14 protein-coding genes and 1 riboswitch are annotated in these 17,262 nt (G+C 75.4%); of the genes, 5 read left to right on the forward strand and 9 right to left on the reverse strand.

All coding sequences use genetic code 11. From position 1 onward, the window contains the following. Window positions 1–26: 26 nt before the first annotated feature. Genes G3T38_RS03175 through G3T38_RS03185 form a run of 3 tightly spaced genes read right to left on the reverse strand, consistent with a single transcriptional unit; the run spans window position 27 to window position 3,024 of the window. Window positions 27–1,103 (reverse strand): ABC transporter substrate-binding protein, encoded by a 1,077-nt coding sequence (locus tag G3T38_RS03175; protein WP_163770577.1) that lies wholly within the window; start codon window positions 1,101–1,103, stop codon window positions 27–29. Continuing rightward, entirely contained in the window at window positions 1,100–1,963 is an 864-nt protein-coding gene (locus tag G3T38_RS22055; RefSeq protein ID WP_338037428.1) for an ABC transporter ATP-binding protein, read from the reverse strand. The genes G3T38_RS03175 and G3T38_RS22055 overlap by 4 nt, the downstream gene beginning before the upstream one ends. After that, window positions 1,960–3,024 (reverse strand): iron chelate uptake ABC transporter family permease subunit, encoded by a 1,065-nt coding sequence (locus tag G3T38_RS03185; protein ID WP_163770578.1) that lies wholly within the window; start codon window positions 3,022–3,024, stop codon window positions 1,960–1,962. Before G3T38_RS03185 ends, G3T38_RS22055 begins: the two co-directional genes overlap by 4 nt. 89 nt (window positions 3,025–3,113) lie before the next feature. Beyond that, a riboswitch (cobalamin riboswitch) is annotated at window positions 3,114–3,297 on the reverse strand. Between the two features lie 55 nt (window positions 3,298–3,352). Here G3T38_RS03185 and G3T38_RS03190 point away from each other — a divergent pair. Next, entirely contained in the window at window positions 3,353–4,615 is a 1,263-nt protein-coding gene (locus G3T38_RS03190; protein WP_338037429.1) for an MFS transporter, read from the forward strand. Here the strand turns inward: G3T38_RS03190 and G3T38_RS03195 are convergent. Then, on the reverse strand, window positions 4,578–6,734 hold the full coding sequence (locus tag G3T38_RS03195) for a DUF4185 domain-containing protein (protein ID WP_163770579.1): 2,157 nt from the start codon (window positions 6,732–6,734) through the stop codon (window positions 4,578–4,580). The genes G3T38_RS03190 and G3T38_RS03195 overlap by 38 nt on opposite strands. 84 nt (window positions 6,735–6,818) lie before the next feature. After that, a complete protein-coding gene (locus G3T38_RS03200) occupies window positions 6,819–8,351 on the reverse strand; it encodes a carboxyl transferase domain-containing protein (RefSeq protein WP_163770580.1) in 1,533 nt (510 codons plus the stop codon). A gap of 93 nt (window positions 8,352–8,444) precedes the next feature. On the opposite strand from G3T38_RS03200, the gene G3T38_RS03205 reads away from it, so the two are divergent. The 4 genes from G3T38_RS03205 to G3T38_RS03220 all read left to right on the forward strand — a co-directional run bounded on the left by G3T38_RS03205 (window position 8,445) and on the right by G3T38_RS03220 (window position 11,597). Next, on the forward strand, window positions 8,445–9,149 hold the full coding sequence (locus G3T38_RS03205; RefSeq protein ID WP_163770581.1) for an FCD domain-containing protein: 705 nt from the start codon (window positions 8,445–8,447) through the stop codon (window positions 9,147–9,149). 43 nt (window positions 9,150–9,192) lie between these two features. Continuing rightward, window positions 9,193–10,221: an adenosine deaminase gene (locus tag G3T38_RS03210; protein ID WP_163770582.1), complete on the forward strand. Its 1,029-nt coding sequence runs from the start codon at window positions 9,193–9,195 to the stop codon at window positions 10,219–10,221. Window positions 10,222–10,242: 21 nt separating this feature from the next. After that, on the forward strand, window positions 10,243–10,848 hold the full coding sequence (locus tag G3T38_RS03215; RefSeq protein WP_163770583.1) for an NAD(P)H-dependent oxidoreductase: 606 nt from the start codon (window positions 10,243–10,245) through the stop codon (window positions 10,846–10,848). Window positions 10,849–11,138: 290 nt separating this feature from the next. Beyond that, on the forward strand, window positions 11,139–11,597 hold the full coding sequence (locus tag G3T38_RS03220) for an STAS domain-containing protein (RefSeq protein ID WP_163770584.1): 459 nt from the start codon (window positions 11,139–11,141) through the stop codon (window positions 11,595–11,597). 185 nt (window positions 11,598–11,782) lie between these two features. Here G3T38_RS03220 and G3T38_RS03225 read toward each other — a convergent pair whose 3' ends face one another. From G3T38_RS03225 to G3T38_RS03240, 4 genes are all read right to left on the reverse strand, one after another. Then, entirely contained in the window at window positions 11,783–13,267 is a 1,485-nt protein-coding gene (locus G3T38_RS03225) for an HNH endonuclease signature motif containing protein (protein WP_163770585.1), read from the reverse strand. 144 nt (window positions 13,268–13,411) lie between these two features. Further along, the gene (locus G3T38_RS03230) at window positions 13,412–14,929 is read right to left on the reverse strand and encodes an FAD-dependent oxidoreductase (protein ID WP_163770586.1); all 1,518 of its coding nucleotides are present in this window, start codon (window positions 14,927–14,929) and stop codon (window positions 13,412–13,414) included. A gap of 63 nt (window positions 14,930–14,992) precedes the next feature. Beyond that, window positions 14,993–16,468: an exopolysaccharide biosynthesis polyprenyl glycosylphosphotransferase gene (locus G3T38_RS03235; protein ID WP_163770587.1), complete on the reverse strand. Its 1,476-nt coding sequence runs from the start codon at window positions 16,466–16,468 to the stop codon at window positions 14,993–14,995. After that, a complete protein-coding gene (locus G3T38_RS03240; RefSeq protein ID WP_420846764.1) occupies window positions 16,465–17,109 on the reverse strand; it encodes an acyltransferase in 645 nt (214 codons plus the stop codon). The genes G3T38_RS03235 and G3T38_RS03240 overlap by 4 nt, the downstream gene beginning before the upstream one ends. Window positions 17,110–17,262 lie beyond the last annotated feature (153 nt).

Raw genomic sequence — 17,262 nt, forward strand, 5'->3', positions numbered from 1 at the left:
TGTTCTCACCGTGGCGGGGAGGCGCGTCAGCGCACCCAGTCGTTGCCCGGCAGCTCGTCGAGCGCTGTGATGTCGAGCGTGGGCTCGATGCCGGACTCCGGCGCCAGCCCGAAGTGCTCCATGGCCGAGCGCACCCACTCGGCGGCGTCGATGTTCATCGGCCCCGAGACCCACATGGCGTAGGGCAGGTTGACGAAGCGTTCCTCGCGCACCGCGTCCAGGTCGCGCGAGGCCGGGTTGGCCCGCAGCACGGCGACCTTGTCCTCGTAGGACTGGCCCGGGTAGTCGACGAAGAAGATGACGTCGGGGTCGGAGGCCGCGAGCGTCTCCCAGCCGACCTCGGTCCAGGTGTCGTCCACCTCGGCCGTCGCGTTGGTGATGCCGGCGGTGTCGAAGATGGCCTGCGGTCCGCCGAACGAGCCCGACGTGAAGATGGCGTCGGTGCCGGAGTCGAAGAGGAACGCCGTCGGCTGCTCGTCGCCCCGCGGGGCCGCCTCGAGGGCGGCCCGGCGTTCCTCGATGTCGTCGACGACCGCCGCGGCGGTGTCGCTGTGGCCCGTCAGCTCGCCGATGTTGGTGAGGTCGGTCGTGAGCGCCGTCCAGGCGTCCATCGTGCCGCGGGCGCCGTCGTCCTGCCGGCAGGTCTCACTGAGCAGGTAGGGCGTGATGTCGTGCTCGGTGAGCATCTCGGGCAGGAGGTTGCGGGCCTCGCTGAAGCCGTAGCCGTAGCCGGCGAACATCATCTGCGGGTCGACGGCCAGGACGTTCTCCAGCGTGGGGAACTCGTCGCCGACGACGGTGAGCTCGTCGACCCGGTCGTCGGGGTAGGCCAGCTCCAACAGGTCCTGGTCGCGCGCCATCCCGGTCACGGCGACCAGCTCGTCGCGCGCGCCGGCGGCGAGCACGATCGAGATGATGCCGCCGTCGTACGCGTAGAGCTCGGTGACCGGGCCGTCGACCGTGACGTCCTCGCCGCAGTTCTGCACGGTGATGGCGCCCGCGCCCGAGGCGGAACCCGAGCTGCCCTCGGAGGCGCACGCGGCGAGGGTCGGGGCGGAGAGGGCGAGCGTCGCCAGCAGGGCGAGGGGTCGGGTCGTCGTCATGGGTGGTCCCTTCGAGCGTGGATGAGGAGGTGGGGCTGGTCGAGGTGCGGGTGCGGGACCTGGACGGACCCGACCCCGAAGTGGCGGTCGACGTGGCCGGCGGCCAGCACGTCGGCGGGCGGGCCGACGGCGACGACGGTGGCGGGACCCCGGGGGCCGGTGGCGCCGCTGGGATCCCCGTCGTCGGGCCAGCCGACGACGGCGAGCACGTCGAAGTACCGCAGGGCCAGGTCGAGGTCGTGGATGGTCGCGACGAGGGTCTCGGCCTGTCCGGCGAGCACCTCCAGCAGCCGCAGCTGCCACGCGACGTCGAGGTGGTTGGTGGGCTCGTCGAGCAGCATGACGGGGCACTGCTGCGCCAGTCCGCGGGCGAGGACCGCGCGGCGCCGCTCGCCGCCGGACAGCTGGTCGCACGGGTTGTCGACCCGGTCCGCGAGACCGACGGCGTCGAGGGCCGCCAGCACGACGTCCCGCTCATCGCGCCCGCCCCGGGCCCAGGGCCGGGTGCGGGGCACGCGCCCGAGTGCCACCATCTCGCCCACGAGGAGCTCGGCGGCGACGACCTCCTCCTGCGGCACGTAGGCGACGCGCCGGGCACGCTCGCGAGCCCGCACGTCGTGGAGGTCCTCGAGCCGACCGTCCGGACCGGCGAGCTCCGCCGTGCCGCTGCCGTGGTGCAGCACCCCGGCCAGGACCCGCAGGAGGGTGGACTTGCCGGCCCCGTTGACGCCGACGATCCCGAGCCGCTGCCCGTGGGGTACGTCGAGGTCGACGTCCGCGAGGATGCGGCGGCCCCCGAGGCTCACGCCCACGCCGCGCAGCCGTGCGGCGAGCCGGTCGCCGTTCGTCGTGCCGGTCACTGCTGGCCCCCGAACCGGTAGCGGCCGCGCCCCATGAGCAGCAGGAAGAGGGGCGCGCCGACCACGCCCGTGACGACGCCGAGCGGGATCTCCTGCGGGCGCACGGCGAGGCGGGCGACGACGTCGACCCACAGCAGGAACAGGCCGCCGCCGAGGGCGGCGACCGGCAGGACGACGCGGTGGCGCGCGCCGACGACGAGGCGGGCGGCGTGGGGCACGATGAGGCCGACGAAGCCGATGCCGCCGCTGACGGCGACGAGCACGCCGACGAGCACGGCCAGCCCGACGAAGAGCGTCGTGCGCATCGCGGCGACGTTGACGCCGAGGGCTGACGCGGTGTCGGGCCCGGCCGCCAGGGCGTCCATCCAGCGGTGCAGCGCGAGCATGCCGGCGCTGAGGACCGCGACGAGCACCGCCGGGATCCAGAGCTTCTCCCAGGTCGCGCCGCCGACGCTGCCGAGCATCCAGAACATCACCGAGTTCGCCGCCCGCGGGTCACCGCTGAGGAAGACGAGGAACGACGCGATGGCCGAGAGGCCGGAGGAGAGCACGACCCCGGAGAGCACCAGCCGCAGCGGCGTCAGGCCGCCCTGGGCCGTGGCGACGAGCCACACGAGCAGCGCCGAGCCGACGGCCCCGAGCAGTGCGCCGGTCGACACGGCGTAGATGCCGAGACCGCCCAGGACGCCTGTCGTGATGACGGCGGTCGCGCCGACCGAGGCGCCCGAGCTGATGCCGAGCAGGAACGGGTCGGCGAGCGGGTTGCGCACGAGGGTCTGCATCCCGACGCCTGCCACCGCCAGCCCGGCGCCGACGACCACGGCGAGCAGGGCCCGCGGCATGCGCAGCTCCCAGACGATGACGTCCCACCGGCCGGGGTCGCGACCCGCGAAGCGGTCGGTGACCGCGCCGACGACCTCGCCGACCGGGATCCGCTCCGAGCCGAACGCGAGGGACGCCACGAGGCTCCCCAGGGTCGCGAGGACCAGGAGCAGCAGGAGGGGCCAGAACGCGAGCCGGCGACGTACGGAGCTGCGCCGCGGCTTCTCGCCGTGGCTCACCGCCGGGTGTGACGGGCGCGGGCGACGGTGGGTCGGGGAGGGAGCACGGCGGAGCCTCTCGGTGTTGGCGCCCTGGTCGCGAGGGGCCGTCGTGAACACGTGAGCCGACAGGTCTTCGGACTCGGGTTCACCCGACGGCACGGCCTTCCCAGGGCGTTGCTGCCCCAGTGGCTTCGTCGTGCCGTCGTCGCCCTCACCGCTGCGCGCCAGTCCCGGAGTTGCACCGGAGTTCCCTGGCATCCAAGGGATGCGTTCGACTCGAGGCGCACGCTAGCAGCACGCGGACGCCGGCGCTCCGGAGGTCGGGTCCTCGTCTAGGGTCCACGACGTGACGGTGGACCGGCGCGCCCTCCTGACGGACCGTGGGTTCCTCCGGCTCTGGGCCGGTACGTCGGCGTCCGGCCTCGCGACGTGGGCGATGCCCTTCGTGCTCGGGCTCGCGGTCGTCGACGGGTCGCTGGGTGCGCCGGCCCTCGGGGTGGCCCTCGCCGCCCGCACCGTCGGCTTCCTGGCGGTGCTCCCCGCGGCGGGTGTGCTCGCCGACCGCCATGCCCCGCGCGTCGTCGTGCTGGTGGCCTCCGCGGTCGCCGCCGGCGGCTCCTTCGCCCTCGCAGCGGCGCTGGGACGCTCGGTCGTCGCGACGATGGTGGCCGCGCTGCTGGTCGGTGTCGGGCAGGGCGCCTGCCGCCCGGCCTTCCAGGCGCTCGTGCCGGCGACGGTCGCCGAGCCCGACCGCCAGGCCGCCAATGCCGCCATCACGGTGGCGGTGCGCGCCTCGGTGCTCCTCGGCCCCGCGGTGGCGGGCCTGGGTGCCGCGGTCGCGGGCTCCGCGTGGCTCGTCGCCGCGACGGGCGTGCTGTGGGTCGTGGCGGCTGTCGCGCCGGCCCGCACCACCGGCCGCAGCGCCCGTGGTGTCGAGCCTCGCCCGGCGGACGCGGGGCGACGGGCCGATCGCCCCGGGTTCCGGGCCGAGTTCGTCGAGGGGCTGCGCGAGGCGCGGCGCCACCCGTGGTTCCTCGGTGGCCTCGGTGCCCTCGCGACCGTGATCATGACGGGCTACTCGGTGACGGCCGTCGCGCTGCCGCTGGTCAGCGCCGACGCGACCGGGTCCGGGGTGCTGCTGGCGGCGGGCGCGACGTCGTACACCACGGGAGCGCTCCTGGGCGGTCTCCTGCTCGCGCGCTGGCGCCCGCCGTCGACGGGGTGGGTGGCGCTCGGCGGCCTCGGCACCTACGCCGTGGCGCCGCTCGCACTGGCCCTGGACCCGCGACTGCCGGTCGTGGTGGCGGCGTACGTCGCCGTGGGGATCGGCATCGAGCTGTTCAACGTGCCGTGGTTCACGGCCTTGCAGCGGGAGGTGCCGCCGGACCGCCTCTCCCGGGTGTCCTCGCTGGACTTCCTGGTCTCCTACGGCCTCGCACCGCTCGGGCTCGCGCTCGTCGCGCCGGCAGTCGACGTGCTGGGCATGCGGGCGGTGCTGCTCGGCTGCGCGGTGGCCTGCCTCGTCGGTCCGGCCCTGGCGGCGCTGGTGCCGGGCAGCCGCCACTTCGCGGCTACGACGCGGACGGAGCGGGGAGCGGCACGCGGATGAAGCGCGGCCGGTAGAGCAGGGGGTCCTCGAGCACGGCGCCCACGTCGGTGCTGTTCTGGCTGTAGGACACGACGACGCTGCCGTCCTCCGGCAGGAGGTCGGGGTGGGCGAGCGGCATGTAGCGCAGCAGCCCGTCGTCGGGGTCCGACGGCAGCTCGGCGACCGGGGGGCCTGCGGTGAAGGGGCCACCGGGGGCGGGCGCCGTCCACACCACCAGGTCGCTGCCGAGCACCTCGCCGCGCTTGGACACGGCGTACCAGGTGCCGTCGCGCTCGAAGACGCTCAGCGTCTGCGAGACGCCGGGGTCCGAGCCGATGAGCTCGGCCGCCGCCCCGGGGTCGTGGCCCCAGGCGGCGCCGTCCCAGTAGGTCCAGGCGGCGGGGTCCGTCACGTCGGCCGGGCGGGTGCGGGCCACGCGGAGGGAGAAGCCGGTGCCGGGCGCCGGGTCGGCGGGGCGGGCGGTGCCGTAGAGGTAGAGCCACCCGTCGACCGACGTCGTGGCCGCGCCCCACATGGGACGCGTCGTGTCGGCGTCGTCCGGACCGACGTCGGTCGTGCCGACGAGCTGGGGGGTCCCGCCGACCGGGACGACGAAGGTCGCGACGGCCGGTCCGACGTTCTCGAAGCCGAAGGGGTCGTCGGGGTCCGTCGTGCGGACCCGCTGCGCGGTCACCTCCACCAGGTCGTAGCCCGGTTGGCCCAGCACCACCACCGACATGGGCCAGTAGCCGACGCCGCCGCCGCGGTCGGGGACGACGGCGTCCCCGGAGCGGGGCAGCACCACCTGCAGGCAGTCGGGGGCGACGACGAGCATGGAGTTGCGCACGAACCGGGCACCGCTGGCGCCCGGCCCCCGCAGGGTGTCGCCGAACATCCACACGGTCCGCCCGTCCTGCAGCGTCGCGCTCGCGCCGACGTCGCCGCCCTGGAAGGCATCGGTGGCCCGCAGGTCGGCGATGCGGTTGAGGTCGTCGATGTCCGTCACCTCGCCGGGACCCACGCACTCGGTGGTGGAGGCGAGGTTCACGCGGGGCGGCACCGGTGGCGGCGTGCCGGGGAGACCGACCGCGAGGACGGCGGTGGTGGACGCGACGAGGGTGGCGGCGAGGAGCGCCATCTGGCGGCGCCAGGGCGCGGGGGTCAGCGTCCCGGGCTCCCGACCGTCGCGCTCGAGGCGCCGCAGCACCAACCGGGTGGCGACCAGGACGAGGAGGGCCAGGGCGGCGGAACCCGCGAGCACGACGCCCGAGCGCCAGGCGACGGTCGTCGTCGCCACGGCGGGGGAGAGCGCGTCTGTCGCGGCCCCGACGATCGTCCAGGCCGTCACCGCGCGCCAGGGCTGCGCGAGGAGCCAGGCGTCGCCGGCGAGCACGAGGGGGAGCGGTACGACGAGGAGCAGCCCGGCCGCGACGAGGAGCCCGCGCAGTCCGGCGAGCGCCTCGCAGGCCAGGGTCACCAGCCCACTGGCCACGACCGCCGCCAGCACGACGGCTCCTGCGCGGGGGCTCGCGAGGACGGTGGCGAGGAGACCACCGCCGGCACCGAGGGCCCCGACCCCGGCGACGCGGACGACACCGCGGCGGAACGTGCGCGGCACCGGCCCCCACACCATCGAGACGAGGACGACGAGCGCGAAGCCGGCCGCGACGGCGAGGAAGGAGGCCGTGGTGGACGACGGCACCGCGGAGGGCAGCCGATCGCCCCGCTCCACGACGACGCTGCGGTCGCGGGCGGTCGAGATCGCGCGCGCCTGCTCCACGAGCGCCCGGTCGCGGGCGGGGGTGTGGTCGGCGGAGAGCAGCAGACGGTCCTGCGTGCCGGCGAGGTCGATGACGAGCACGGCCACGACCTCGCCGTCCGCGAGGCGCGTCCGCGCCCGGTCCAGGTCGTCGGTGCCGCCGACGGCCAGCTCGGCGCCGGGCAGCGCCTCGAGCTCGGCGGCGACCGCCGCCGTGACGACGTCGGGCCCGACGAGCACGACCGGCGCCTCCTGGAGACGGTCGTCGCTCGCGGCCCCGGCGGCCAGCGTCCACGCGCCGGCGACCACGAGCAGGGCGACGCCCAGCAGCAGCGCCGGGAGCCGTTCGCGGGCGCCGCGCCGACCTCGTCGCGTCGTCACCGAGCGATCACACCACGGCCCGGCTGCCCGGCGCTCCTCTGCGCCGTGTCGCCCTCGCCACGCGCCGTACGGCGTGCGTGGTCGTCACCAGGTGGCGGGGAGCCCCCGTCGTCCCACGCCGCCGAGGACGGCGGCCCCGTGGCCGGCGGTGAGCCGGTCGAGGTGGTGGGCGCACTCGGCCGCCAGGGCGACGACGAGGTCGACGTCCGTGCCGTCGGCCGGCTCAGGGACGACGACGTGAGCGATGCCGTCGGCCAGCAGGTCCGCAGCACGCACCCGTTGCTGCGCGGCCAGCTCGGCCGCCCGGTCGGGCGTGCCGTGGACGATGACGCTCGCGCCCTCGGGCGGCAGCGGCGAGAGCCAGGCGTGCTCGGCGGCCACGACGACGTCCGCCGGCAGGAGCGCGAGCGCCCCGCCGCCGCACCCCTGGCCCATGAGCAGGGAGATCGTCGGCACGGTCATCGTCGTCATCGTCGCGATGCACCGCGCGATCTCGCCGGCGATCGAGCCCTCCTCGGCCTCCTGCGACAGCTCGGCACCCGGCGTGTCGATGACGGTGACGAGCGGCAGGCGGAGCTCCTCGGCGAGCCGCATCGCGCGGCGCGCCTCGCGCAGGGCGCCCGGCCCCATGGGCGTCGACGGCGTCTGGCGCGCCCGGTCCTGGCCCACCAGCACGCACGGCTGCCCGTCGAGCCGGGTCAGGGCGATGAGGATGGAGCCGTCGCGCTCGCCCTGCTCCGTGCCCTTGAGGCGCACCGAGCCCTCGGCGGCGTGGCGGAGCAGGTCGCGCACGCCGGGGCGGCGGGCCGAGCGGGTGCGCTCGATGGACTCCCAGGCGGGGACGGGCGCCGGGACCGCCGGCGCGTCGACGGTGCCGAACGGCGCCCGGCGCGGCAGGCGCGGCGGGCGCGCCTCGTCGAGGAGGACGCCGAGCGCCAGGTCGACGAGGCCGCGCAGCTCGTCCGCGGTGGCGACGGCGTCGATGATGCCGTGGGCCGCGAGGTTCTCCGCGGTCTGCACGCCCGGGGGGAAGGCACGACCGTTGAGGGCCTCGTACACCTTCGGACCGAGGAAGCCCACGAGGGCGCCCGGCTCGGCGACCGTCACGTGGGCCAGCGAGCCCCACGAGGCGAGCACGCCGCCGGTGGTGGGGTGCCGGAGGTAGGCCAGGTAGGGGAGACCCGCTGCGCGGTGGGCCATGACGGCACGGGTGATGTCGACCATGCCGACGAACGCGGGGGTGCCCTCCTGCATCCGTGTGCCGCCCGAGGACGTGCTGGCGAGCAGGGGGAGCCCCTCGTCGGTCGCGCGGCGCACGGCCGCGACGATGCGCGCCGCGGTCGCGGCGCCGATCGAGCCCGCGAGGAAGCGGAAGTCGTTGACGACGACGGCCACCGGACGACCGCCGACCTCGCCGCGCCCCGTGATCACCGCCTCGTCCAGTCCCGACTTCTCGCTGGCCGCCGCGAGCTGGCCGCGGTAGTCCGGCGCGAGGTGGGCGGTGTCGACGGCGCGGTCCCAGGACTCGAACGTGCCCGGGTCGAGCACGGCGTCGACGAGCTCCGGCGCGCCGAGCCGGCGGGCGCGAGGAGCGGGTTCCTGGACTGCAGTCGTCATCGTCGACCTCTTCGTCTGGCGTTGGCCCACTGCGCTAGTGGCTGATTGGCCTAGCCAATAGGTGATCGAGCCGTGTGTCAATACGCTGATCCGGTGAGCACGCCCGACTCCCCGCTGCCGTCGCCCGTCGCGCGCACACGGCTCTACGAGCAGGTGGCGGAGCAGATCACCCGCTGGGTCGCCCAGGCCGGTCTCGGTGCGGGCGACCGGCTGCCCCCCGAGCGCGAGCTCGCCGTGCAGCTCGGGGTCAGCCGCGCGACCCTCAGCCAGGCCCTCGTGGCCCTCGAGGTGGTCGGCGTGGTCGCCGTGCGCCACGGCGACGGGACCGTGCTCACGGGCGCCCAGCCCGCGGCCGCCCCGGTGCTCTCCGCCATCCGGGCCCACGCCGACCGCCTGCCCGAGGTGATCGACGCGCGCGACGCGCTGGAGACCAAGATCGCGCGGTTGGCGGCGGAGCGCCGTACGGACGAGGACCTCGCGGCGATCCAGGCGGCCCTCGACGCGATGGCGGCGGACATCGACGCCGGCGGCCGGGGCGTGGAGGGCGACGAGCTCTTCCACGGGGCCGTGACGCGCGCCGCCCACTCGCGCCTGCTCGCCGACATGATGGACACGATCGGTGAGCTGATCCGCGAGTCGCGCATCGAGTCGCTCTCCCAGCCCGAGCGACCGCGCAACTCGCTCGCCGGGCACCGGGCGGTCGCCGACGCCATCGCCGCCGGCGACGCGGACGCCGCCGCGCGCGCCATGCACGAGCACATCACGATGGTCAGCGACGTCGCGTTGCTCCGCGACTGAGCCGCCCCCGCCTGCCCCCGCCTGACCCTTCCGGAGGAGACCTGTGCACGACTTCATCGCCGGCCTGCCCAAGGCAGAGCTCCACGTCCACCACGTCGGGTCGGCGTCCCCGCGGATCGTGGCCGAGCTGGCCGCCCGCCACCCCGGCACCGTGCCGAGCGACGCGGACGAGCTCGCCCGCTTCTTCGAGTTCCGCGACTTCGCGCACTTCGTCGAGGTCTACCTGGCGGTCGTCGCCCTGATCCGCACGCCCGAGGACATCCGCTACCTGACCTACGAGGTCGCGCGGGAGATGGCCGAGGGACAGGCGTTGCGGTACGCCGAGCTGACGTGCACGCCGTACACCTCCGTGCAGCCCCACCTCGAGGGCGTGGGGATGCCGATCGAGGCCTACACGGAGGCGCTCGAGGACGCGCGGCTCGCGGCGGAGCGTGACTTCGGGCTGGTCCTGCGGTGGATCTACGACATCCCGGGGGAGTCGGGGCTGCCCGCGGCGGAGGCGACGCTCGGCTTCGCGCTCGACCACGCGCCCGCGGGCCTCGTCGGCTTCGGGCTCGGCGGCCCCGAGATCGGTGTGCCGCGGCCGCAGTTCGCGCCCCACTTCGCCGCCGCCCGCGCCGCGGGGCTCCGCAGCGTGCCGCACGCCGGCGAGACGACGGGTCCGGAGACGGTGTGGGACGCGCTCCGCCTGCTCGGGGCGGAGCGCATCGGGCACGGCACGTCCGCGGCGCAGGACCCGGCGCTGCTCGCCCACCTCGCGGAGACCGGCATCCCGCTCGAGGTCTGTCCGTCGTCCAACGTCGCGACCCGGGCCGTCGCCTCGCTCGAGGAGCACCCGCTGCGCGCGTTCCGCGACGCGGGGGTCACCGTCACCATCAACTCCGACGACCCGCCGATGTTCTCCACGACGCTCAACCGCGAGTACGGCGTCGCCGCCGACCTCCTCGGGCTCGACGAGTCCGGCGTGGCGGACCTGGCGCGGGTCGCGGTGCGCGCGTCGTTCGCCGACGACGGCACCAAGGCGCGGGTGCTGGGCGAGATCGACGCGTACGTCGCGGGCACGGCGGGTTGATCCCTGCCGGACGATGAGGGGGTGTCCACGCTCGTCGTCACCGCGCACCCCGACCCGACGTCCCTCACGCACCACGTGGCCACACGCCTCCGTGACGAGCTCGCTCGCGGCGGCGGGGGCGAGGTCACGGTCGCGCACCTCGCGCAGGAGGGCTTCGACCCCCGGTTCACGGCGGCCGACCGCCAGGCCTACCTGACGGGTCACGGCCACCCGCGCGACGTGCTCGCCGAGCAGGAGCGGCTCGACGCCGCGCAGCACGTCGTGCTCGTGTTCCCGGTCTACTGGTGGTCGATGCCGGCCCTGCTCAAGGGCTGGGTCGACCGGGTGTTCGTCGCGCCGTGGGCCTTCTCCCTCGACGAGACGGGTCGGGTGGTGCCGTCGCTGCAGCGGCTCACTGCCCACCTCGTGCCGACCCCCGGCACGGCGGCGGGCTCGTTCGCGCGGCACGGCTACACGGAGTCGTTCTCCACCCAGGTCGAGCGCGGCATCCTCGACTACTGCGGCATCCGTCGTGGTGCGACCGCGTTCGTGCACGACTCCGAGGACGAGGCGGAGGCCGCGGGCAACGCGCAGGCGGCCGTGGACGCCGTCGCCCGGGCGGTCGGCGCGACGTCCGCCCGGGTCTGAGCGGCAGGCCCGTCGGGCTCGGGCTCGGGCTCGACGAGGTCGACCGGGGGTGGTGCCTGCGCCGGGAGGACGTGCCGTGACGTCCCGACCTCCGAGTCGCTGGCGTTCCGGGTGCGGTCTGCGTCCTGGGCCGGGCCACCCGGTGGGGTGCGGCGGCGCGTCGGTCGGATGGACATCGGGACCTCGGCACGTTGTACTGGACGTTGGTCCGCCGATCCGGACCGTTCAATGGCTCTCCAGCAAGCGGGAGCTGCCCCGCGCTCCGGCGCGACACCTGTCGGGAGGCACCCGTGCCCACCCACCACGTTCCCACCCACCAGCTCGCGCGTCGCACCCACTTCCGCGTCGACGTCGACGTCACCGCCGGCGTCGTCAGCCTCGGCGGGGTGCTCGACGGCGTCACCCTCCGCGGCCTCGACGATGCCGTCCTCATGGCCGCCCGGGCCACCGGCGTCCAGGGACCGCGCCAGGTCGTCGTCGACCTCCGCGACGTCGAGCTCCTGTCTGCGGCTGCCACGCGCGTGCTCGAGGCCTCCGTGGTCGCCGCGGCTGCACAGGGCATCTCGGTGCGCCTCGACGCGCCGGCCGGCTGCACGGCCGAGCGCGTCCTCTCCGCCGTCCGCGAGCTGTTGGGCGATCAGGCCGAGCGGCTGCCGCTCGTGGCGCGCCCGGCTCGTCGACACCTTCGCGTGGTCCCGCCGCTCGCGCGGGAGACGGAGCTCACGGGCGTCGGGCGGCGCCCGCTCTAGGCCGTCTGCCCGGCCGGTCGAGAACTGTGCGGTCGGGGTGGCTCGGGTCGAGCTGGGGTGCGCCAGGTGCACAGCTCGAGGCGTGCCGTCGGTGGCAGCGAGCGGCATGGTTGATGCACCACCGGGCGAACATGCTGCGCCGCCCGGCCACGGGGGGTGTGGACGGGCGGCGCGTGCTGCCGCGATCAGGCGTCGTCGAGGGAGGGCGCAGGGCCCAGCGGTTCGTCGGGTGGCGACCAGGGTCGGGTGCCGTCGCGGTCGACGAGGTAGCGCAGGCCGAGCGGGCTGGTCCAGATGACGGCGTTGGGTGGTTCGTTCTTCGCTGGGTCGGTGGGCCGGTAGGCCCACCGTCGTCCAGTTCGTCGTTCCGGGTGGGTCTTCATGCGGTGGTGGCGTCGGCAGAGCGGGAACAGGTTGCGGGTGGAGGTCTGGCCGGGTGGGCCGTTCTCGTCGTATCTGGCGCAGTGGTCGAGGTCGGCGGTCCGTGATGAGCGGGTGCAGTAGGGGAAGACGCACCTGGGCCACCGGGCCCGGACGTGCTCGGCGATCCGGTCGGGCGGGCTGTAGCCATCGACCGCCACGTCGGCGGTGAGGTCGATGACCGGCTTGACCGTCACTCGAGTGTCGGGCAAGCCGCACCAGGACTGGACCTGCTCGACCGTCACGACCCCGCGAGGTGCGCCTGGGGTGTCGAGGCGGGCGAGGTCGATCCCGGTCATCCCGGTGTAGGCATCGATCCCGGGGCCTATCCCGGTCGTGACTCCGGTGATCGCGGCCTGGTCGAGGTGCACGAACAGCACGACCTCGCGCCGCGCGCGCCGAACCGGCCGGGGCTCCTCTTCCTCGGAGGCATCACGCGCGGCGTACTCCAACGTCGCGACGCCCTCGCAGCGCCGTGCGATCTCGCCGAGGGCCATGGACCGTCGGATGTCGATGTTCGGGTCGCAGCCGAGCTCGCCCAACTGGTGGGCGACGTGCGCGATGCTCCGTTCGAGGTCGAGCGCGTCGGCGAGGTCCAGGCTGCCGTGGACGTTCACGGTGCCGCGCAGGGTCCCGGTCAGCGGGTCCGTATAGGCCGTGTCGCCGAGGTCGATCGCCAGGTATCGGTCGCCGTCAGCCGCATGCCGTTCGGCTTCGGTGGTCTCGGGGTCGAACCGGGCGGCGGCCTCCGCCACAAGCCGGTCGACCTCGGGGCCGGTGGCCTTGCCCGCGACGTACGCGACGTGCCGGTCGACGAACCCGGCCCCCTCGAAGGTCAGCGTCCGGGTGGCTTGGGCGATCCGCCGGCCCCGCCACACGTCTACCTCACCCGCGACGACACGGGCGTGCACGCGGGGGAGCCGGTACCGCAGCTCGACTGCATCGCCCACCAGGCGACGGGCGGCGTCGAACGAACACCCCCGGGCGGCGGCAATCTCGCTGATGCAGAACTCCGCGACCACGGGCGCACCCGGCCCACCCAGCTCGAGGAACTGATCCCCAGCCAGAGCCTCGGAGTCCCACTCACCCAGCGTCGTGATCGGATCACCCACCACCTCGTCCGAGGTGTGCGCGGCCGCCCAGTCACCCACGGCGACGAACGCAGCAGCCTCCGCCGCACGAGCCGCAGCCGTGCGCTCGCGGACCGCGTCGATCAACGCGGTCGCTGTGGTGTGGGTCCCCCGATCCATGCCCCTGACTCTAGTCGAACAGACATACGAACACCACCTCTGGATGGTGATCTGTGGATGACCGATTCCGGCGTCGACTTTGGTGAAACGGTTCGACCAAGCTCGACGCTCCTGCCGCGCCGTATGACAACTCGACGCGTTCGGTCAGGGGGTGGGCAGGGCGCGGACAGCCGGCCCCTCGAGCACGTCGCCCGGCTCGTCGAAGCGGGAGCCGTGCAGGGGGCAGTCCCAGCTGCGCTCGGCGTCGTTCCAGGTGAGCACGCCGCCGAGGTGGGTGCAGACGGCAGACCCCTCGGCGCCCTTGCCGCGACGCAGGCCGCAGAAGCGGGAGCGCCGCGCGACGTCGGGCTGCGGCTCGGCGGACGCGCGGTCGACCGAGGTGGCGCCGGGCGCCACCCACCCCAGGGCCATCGCCACTGCCACCTCGGCGTTGATGACCCCGGACGAGGGCAGGCCGGTGAGCTCGTGGCGGCTCCACGGGCGGAGCGCGTCGCGCCACTCCGGCGGGTCCGCACGGAGGTCGGACGCGAGGGCGAGTGCGGCAGCGATGCCCCCCGTCATTCCCCACTTCGAGAAGCCGCCCGCGACGAGGATCCGGTGGTTGCCCGGGACGATCGGGCCGGCGTAGGGCAGCGAGTGGTGGGGCGCGTAGTCCTGGGCGGACCAGGCGGTCACCTCCACCGCGCCGGGGAAGTGCTCGGCGGTCCACGAGCGCAGGTCGCCGAGCCGCTCGCTCGTCGGACGCGAGCGTCCGGTCGCGTGGCCGGCGCCGCCGACGAGGAGCACGGGCGGACCGCCCGGCAGCGACGCCTCGCGCAGGGACCGCGACGGTTGGTCGGCTGCGAGGTACATGGCCCGGGGGAGGTCCGCAGCCGCGCGACCGGGCAGCTCGAAGGCGATGCTGTAGGAGCGTTGCGGGCTCATCCGCGCGAAGAAGCCGCCGCGGTCGAGCATCGGCATGTTCGTCGCGACCACGACGCGCCCGGCTCGCACGGTGGTGGGCTCCGCGCCCGAGCGCTCGACCTCCAGACGCACCGGCTTCCCGTCACGGACCCTGTCACGGACCGACGTCACCCGAGCGCCCTCGACGACCTCCACGCCGGCCGCCCGGGCCCGCCGGGCCAGCGCGGCGACGAGCGCGAGCGGATCGACCTGGTACTGGCCGTCCATCCACAACGCTCCGGCGACGGGGAAGGGAAGCTCGGGGGCGTCGCCGCGACGTACCGACAGCCCAGCCCGCTGGACCGCCGACTCCTCCCGCTGCAGCGCGCGGAGCCCGGGGGCGCCGTTGGCGTAGGTGACGGCGTCGCGCTGCTCCAGGGACACGCCCTCGGCGGTCGCGAGGTCGACGGCCCAGGCCTGCGCGTCGCGGTGGGCCGCGGCGTACTGGCGCAGCACGCCGTCGCCGTGCTTGCGGGACACCTGCGAGAACTGGGTGCCCTGCAGGAGGCTGAGCTTCGCGGTGCTCCGGCCCGTCGTGCCGGCACCGAGGTGCCGCGCCTCCAGCAGGAGGACGTCCTCGCCCTGCTCGGCGAGGAGCAGCGCGGTCGTCAGTCCCGTCAGCCCGCCGCCGATCACGACGGTGCCGGCGTCGGTGGGCAGATCGGCCGCGGACGAGCGGTCGGACGAGGCGGTGCGGAGCTCCCACAACGAGGTGAGCACGGGTCCTCCAGGGGTGAGGGGCGGCGGGGCGGTCGTGGCGCCGGTACCCCCTGCCGACCACCCTCAGTAGGCCCCGCGGTGGCTGACGACGGCGCCGACGGTCCGCACGAGGATGCGGAGGTCGAGGTCGAGCGACCAGTGGTCGGCGTAGTGGAGGTCGAGCCGCACCGTCTCCTCCCACGACAGGTCGGAGCGACCGGAGACCTGCCAGAGCCCGGTGATCCCGGGACGCACGGTGAGGCGGCGGCGCATCGCGACGGGGTACTGCACGACCTCGGCCGGGAGCGCGGGCCGGGGACCGACGAGGGCCATCTCGCCGCGGGCGACGTTGACGAGCTGGGGCAGCTCGTCGAGCGACCAGCGGCGGAGGGCCCGTCCCACCCGGGTCACCCGCGGGTCGGCGGTCAGCTTGAACAGCACCCCGCGCGGCTGCGACCCGGAGCTGCGCACCGCGTCCTCCAGCGCCGCGCGTCGGGCCTCGGCGCCGTGGTGCATCGTGCGGAACTTCACCATCGTGAACGGCTCCCCGTGGAGCCCCACGCGCGTCTGCCGGAAGAGCACCGGGCCCGCGGAGTCCCGCCGCACGGCGGCCGCAACCACCAGCAGCAGCGGCAGCAGCACGATCAGGCCCAGCACGGCGGCCCCCCGCTCCACCGTGACCTTGGCGGCCCGCGCGACGGGTGAGGGGCGGCTGGACCCGACCCGCAGCACCCGCAGGCCGCCGAGGGCCTCGCTGCGCAGGTGCCGCAGCGGCAGGTCGACCAGCCCGGTCCCCACGAAGAGACGGGCCCCCGCGCCGCCGACGACGCGGCCGAGGTCGCGCAGCTCGGCGGCGTGGAGGCAGGCTCCGGGGAGGGCGAGGACCCCCCGCCCGCCCGTGGACAGCCAACCGCCGACGTCGTCGAGGCTCGGCACCACGACGAGACCCTCGATCCCGCGGGCCACCGTCGTGCGGTCCACGGCTCCCAGGAGGCACACGGCGGCCGGGGTCCAGCGGCCGGGCTGCCGCGCCAGCTCGGCGACCGCCCCGACGACCTGGTCGGTCGGTCCGAGGACGAGGAGGGGGCCGGGGTGGCGCCGTGCCACCCGTGCGGCCGTCGTCCCGGCCAGCGCGCCGAGCACGGCCAGCAGCGCGGCGAGCACGAGCAGGTGCCGGGGGTGCGGCCCGAGGTCGAGGAACACGTCGACGAGCAGCAGGACGAAGGCCAGCGCCGTCCCCGCCCGCCCGGCGGTCGCCACCGCGGCACCGGGGGCGGCCGCCTCGACCGTGTCGCCCCCGTGCCGCCACCGCGAGACGGAGCCGAGCACCGGCCAGCACGCGGCCGCCACCACGGCGGCCCGCACCGGACCGTCGGCGACCACGACGACGAGCACCGCCGCCACCGCGGTGGCGACGTCCACCGTGACGGGTCCGGGACGCACGCGACGGCGACCGGGCCCGGAGACGCGCGCCGCCGCCGGCGCCGCGGCGGGTGGCGCCTGGGGCGCCGGCGCCGGAGCCGGCGCGAGGGCGACCGGGGGCACGAGCGTCGTCGTCATCGCCGGTCCCCGCCCTGACCGAGCTCGCGCAGGAGACCGTCGGCCAGCGCGTGCTCCGCCCCGGTCACCGGACACCGGTACCGCCCCGGAGCGACCTCGACCAGCCTGCTGCCGGACCGCCCCACCCAGCCGACCTGGCGTGCGGGCACGCCCGCGACCAGCGCGAAGTCCGGTACGTCGCGGGTGACGACCGCGCCGGCCGCCACCATCGCCCACCGTCCGATCGTGACGGGAGCGACGCACACGGCGCGCGCGCCGACGCTGGCGCCCTGCCGGAGGCGGACGCCGACCGCCTCCCAGTCGGCGTCGGTCTGGGGTCGGAGGTCGGGCATGACCGCCCGCGGCCGTAGGTCGTTGGTGAGCACCACGGCCGGCCCGACGAAGACGCCGTCCTCGAGCACGGCGGGCTCGTAGACCAGCGCGTGGTTCTGCACCTTGCACCCGTCGCCGATGCGGACGCCGGGGCCGACGTAGGCGCCCCGTCCGATCGTGCACCGCTCGCCGACGCGGGCGTGCTCGCGCACCTGGGCGAGGTGCCAGACCCGGGTGTGGGCGCCGATCGCGGCGGACAGCGCGACGTCGGCGCTGCGCTCCACGACGGGCGCGGCGCCCCCGGGCCCGGGCGGGCGGGTGCGGGTGATGGTGGGAGGGCGGGGACCGGACGCACGTGACACGGGGAGCTCCTCGGGACGAGGCGGATGTCGGGTGGTCCGGAGCATCGGCGCGACCGCCACCGCGGCACGGTCCCCGCCGGGCGCGCTCCCCAGATTGCGGTATCTGCGCCGGTACGGCGC

Origin of the sequence: Nocardioides zeae, from assembly GCF_010686755.1 — a bacterium.
Taxonomy (GTDB): domain Bacteria; phylum Actinomycetota; class Actinomycetes; order Propionibacteriales; family Nocardioidaceae; genus Nocardioides; species Nocardioides zeae.

What these genes read in the sequence shown, in the direction of transcription:
- G3T38_RS03175 (WP_163770577.1), bottom strand. Translation starts at nt 1,103, where the DNA reads ATGACGACGACCCGACCCCTCGCCCTGCTGGCGACGCTCGCCCTCTCC.
- G3T38_RS03200 (WP_163770580.1), bottom strand. Translation starts at nt 8,351, where the DNA reads ATGACGACTGCAGTCCAGGAACCCGCTCCTCGCGCCCGCCGGCTCGGC.
- G3T38_RS03225 (WP_163770585.1), bottom strand. Translation starts at nt 13,267, where the DNA reads ATGGATCGGGGGACCCACACCACAGCGACCGCGTTGATCGACGCGGTC.
- G3T38_RS03235 (WP_163770587.1), bottom strand. Translation starts at nt 16,468, where the DNA reads ATGACGACGACGCTCGTGCCCCCGGTCGCCCTCGCGCCGGCTCCGGCG.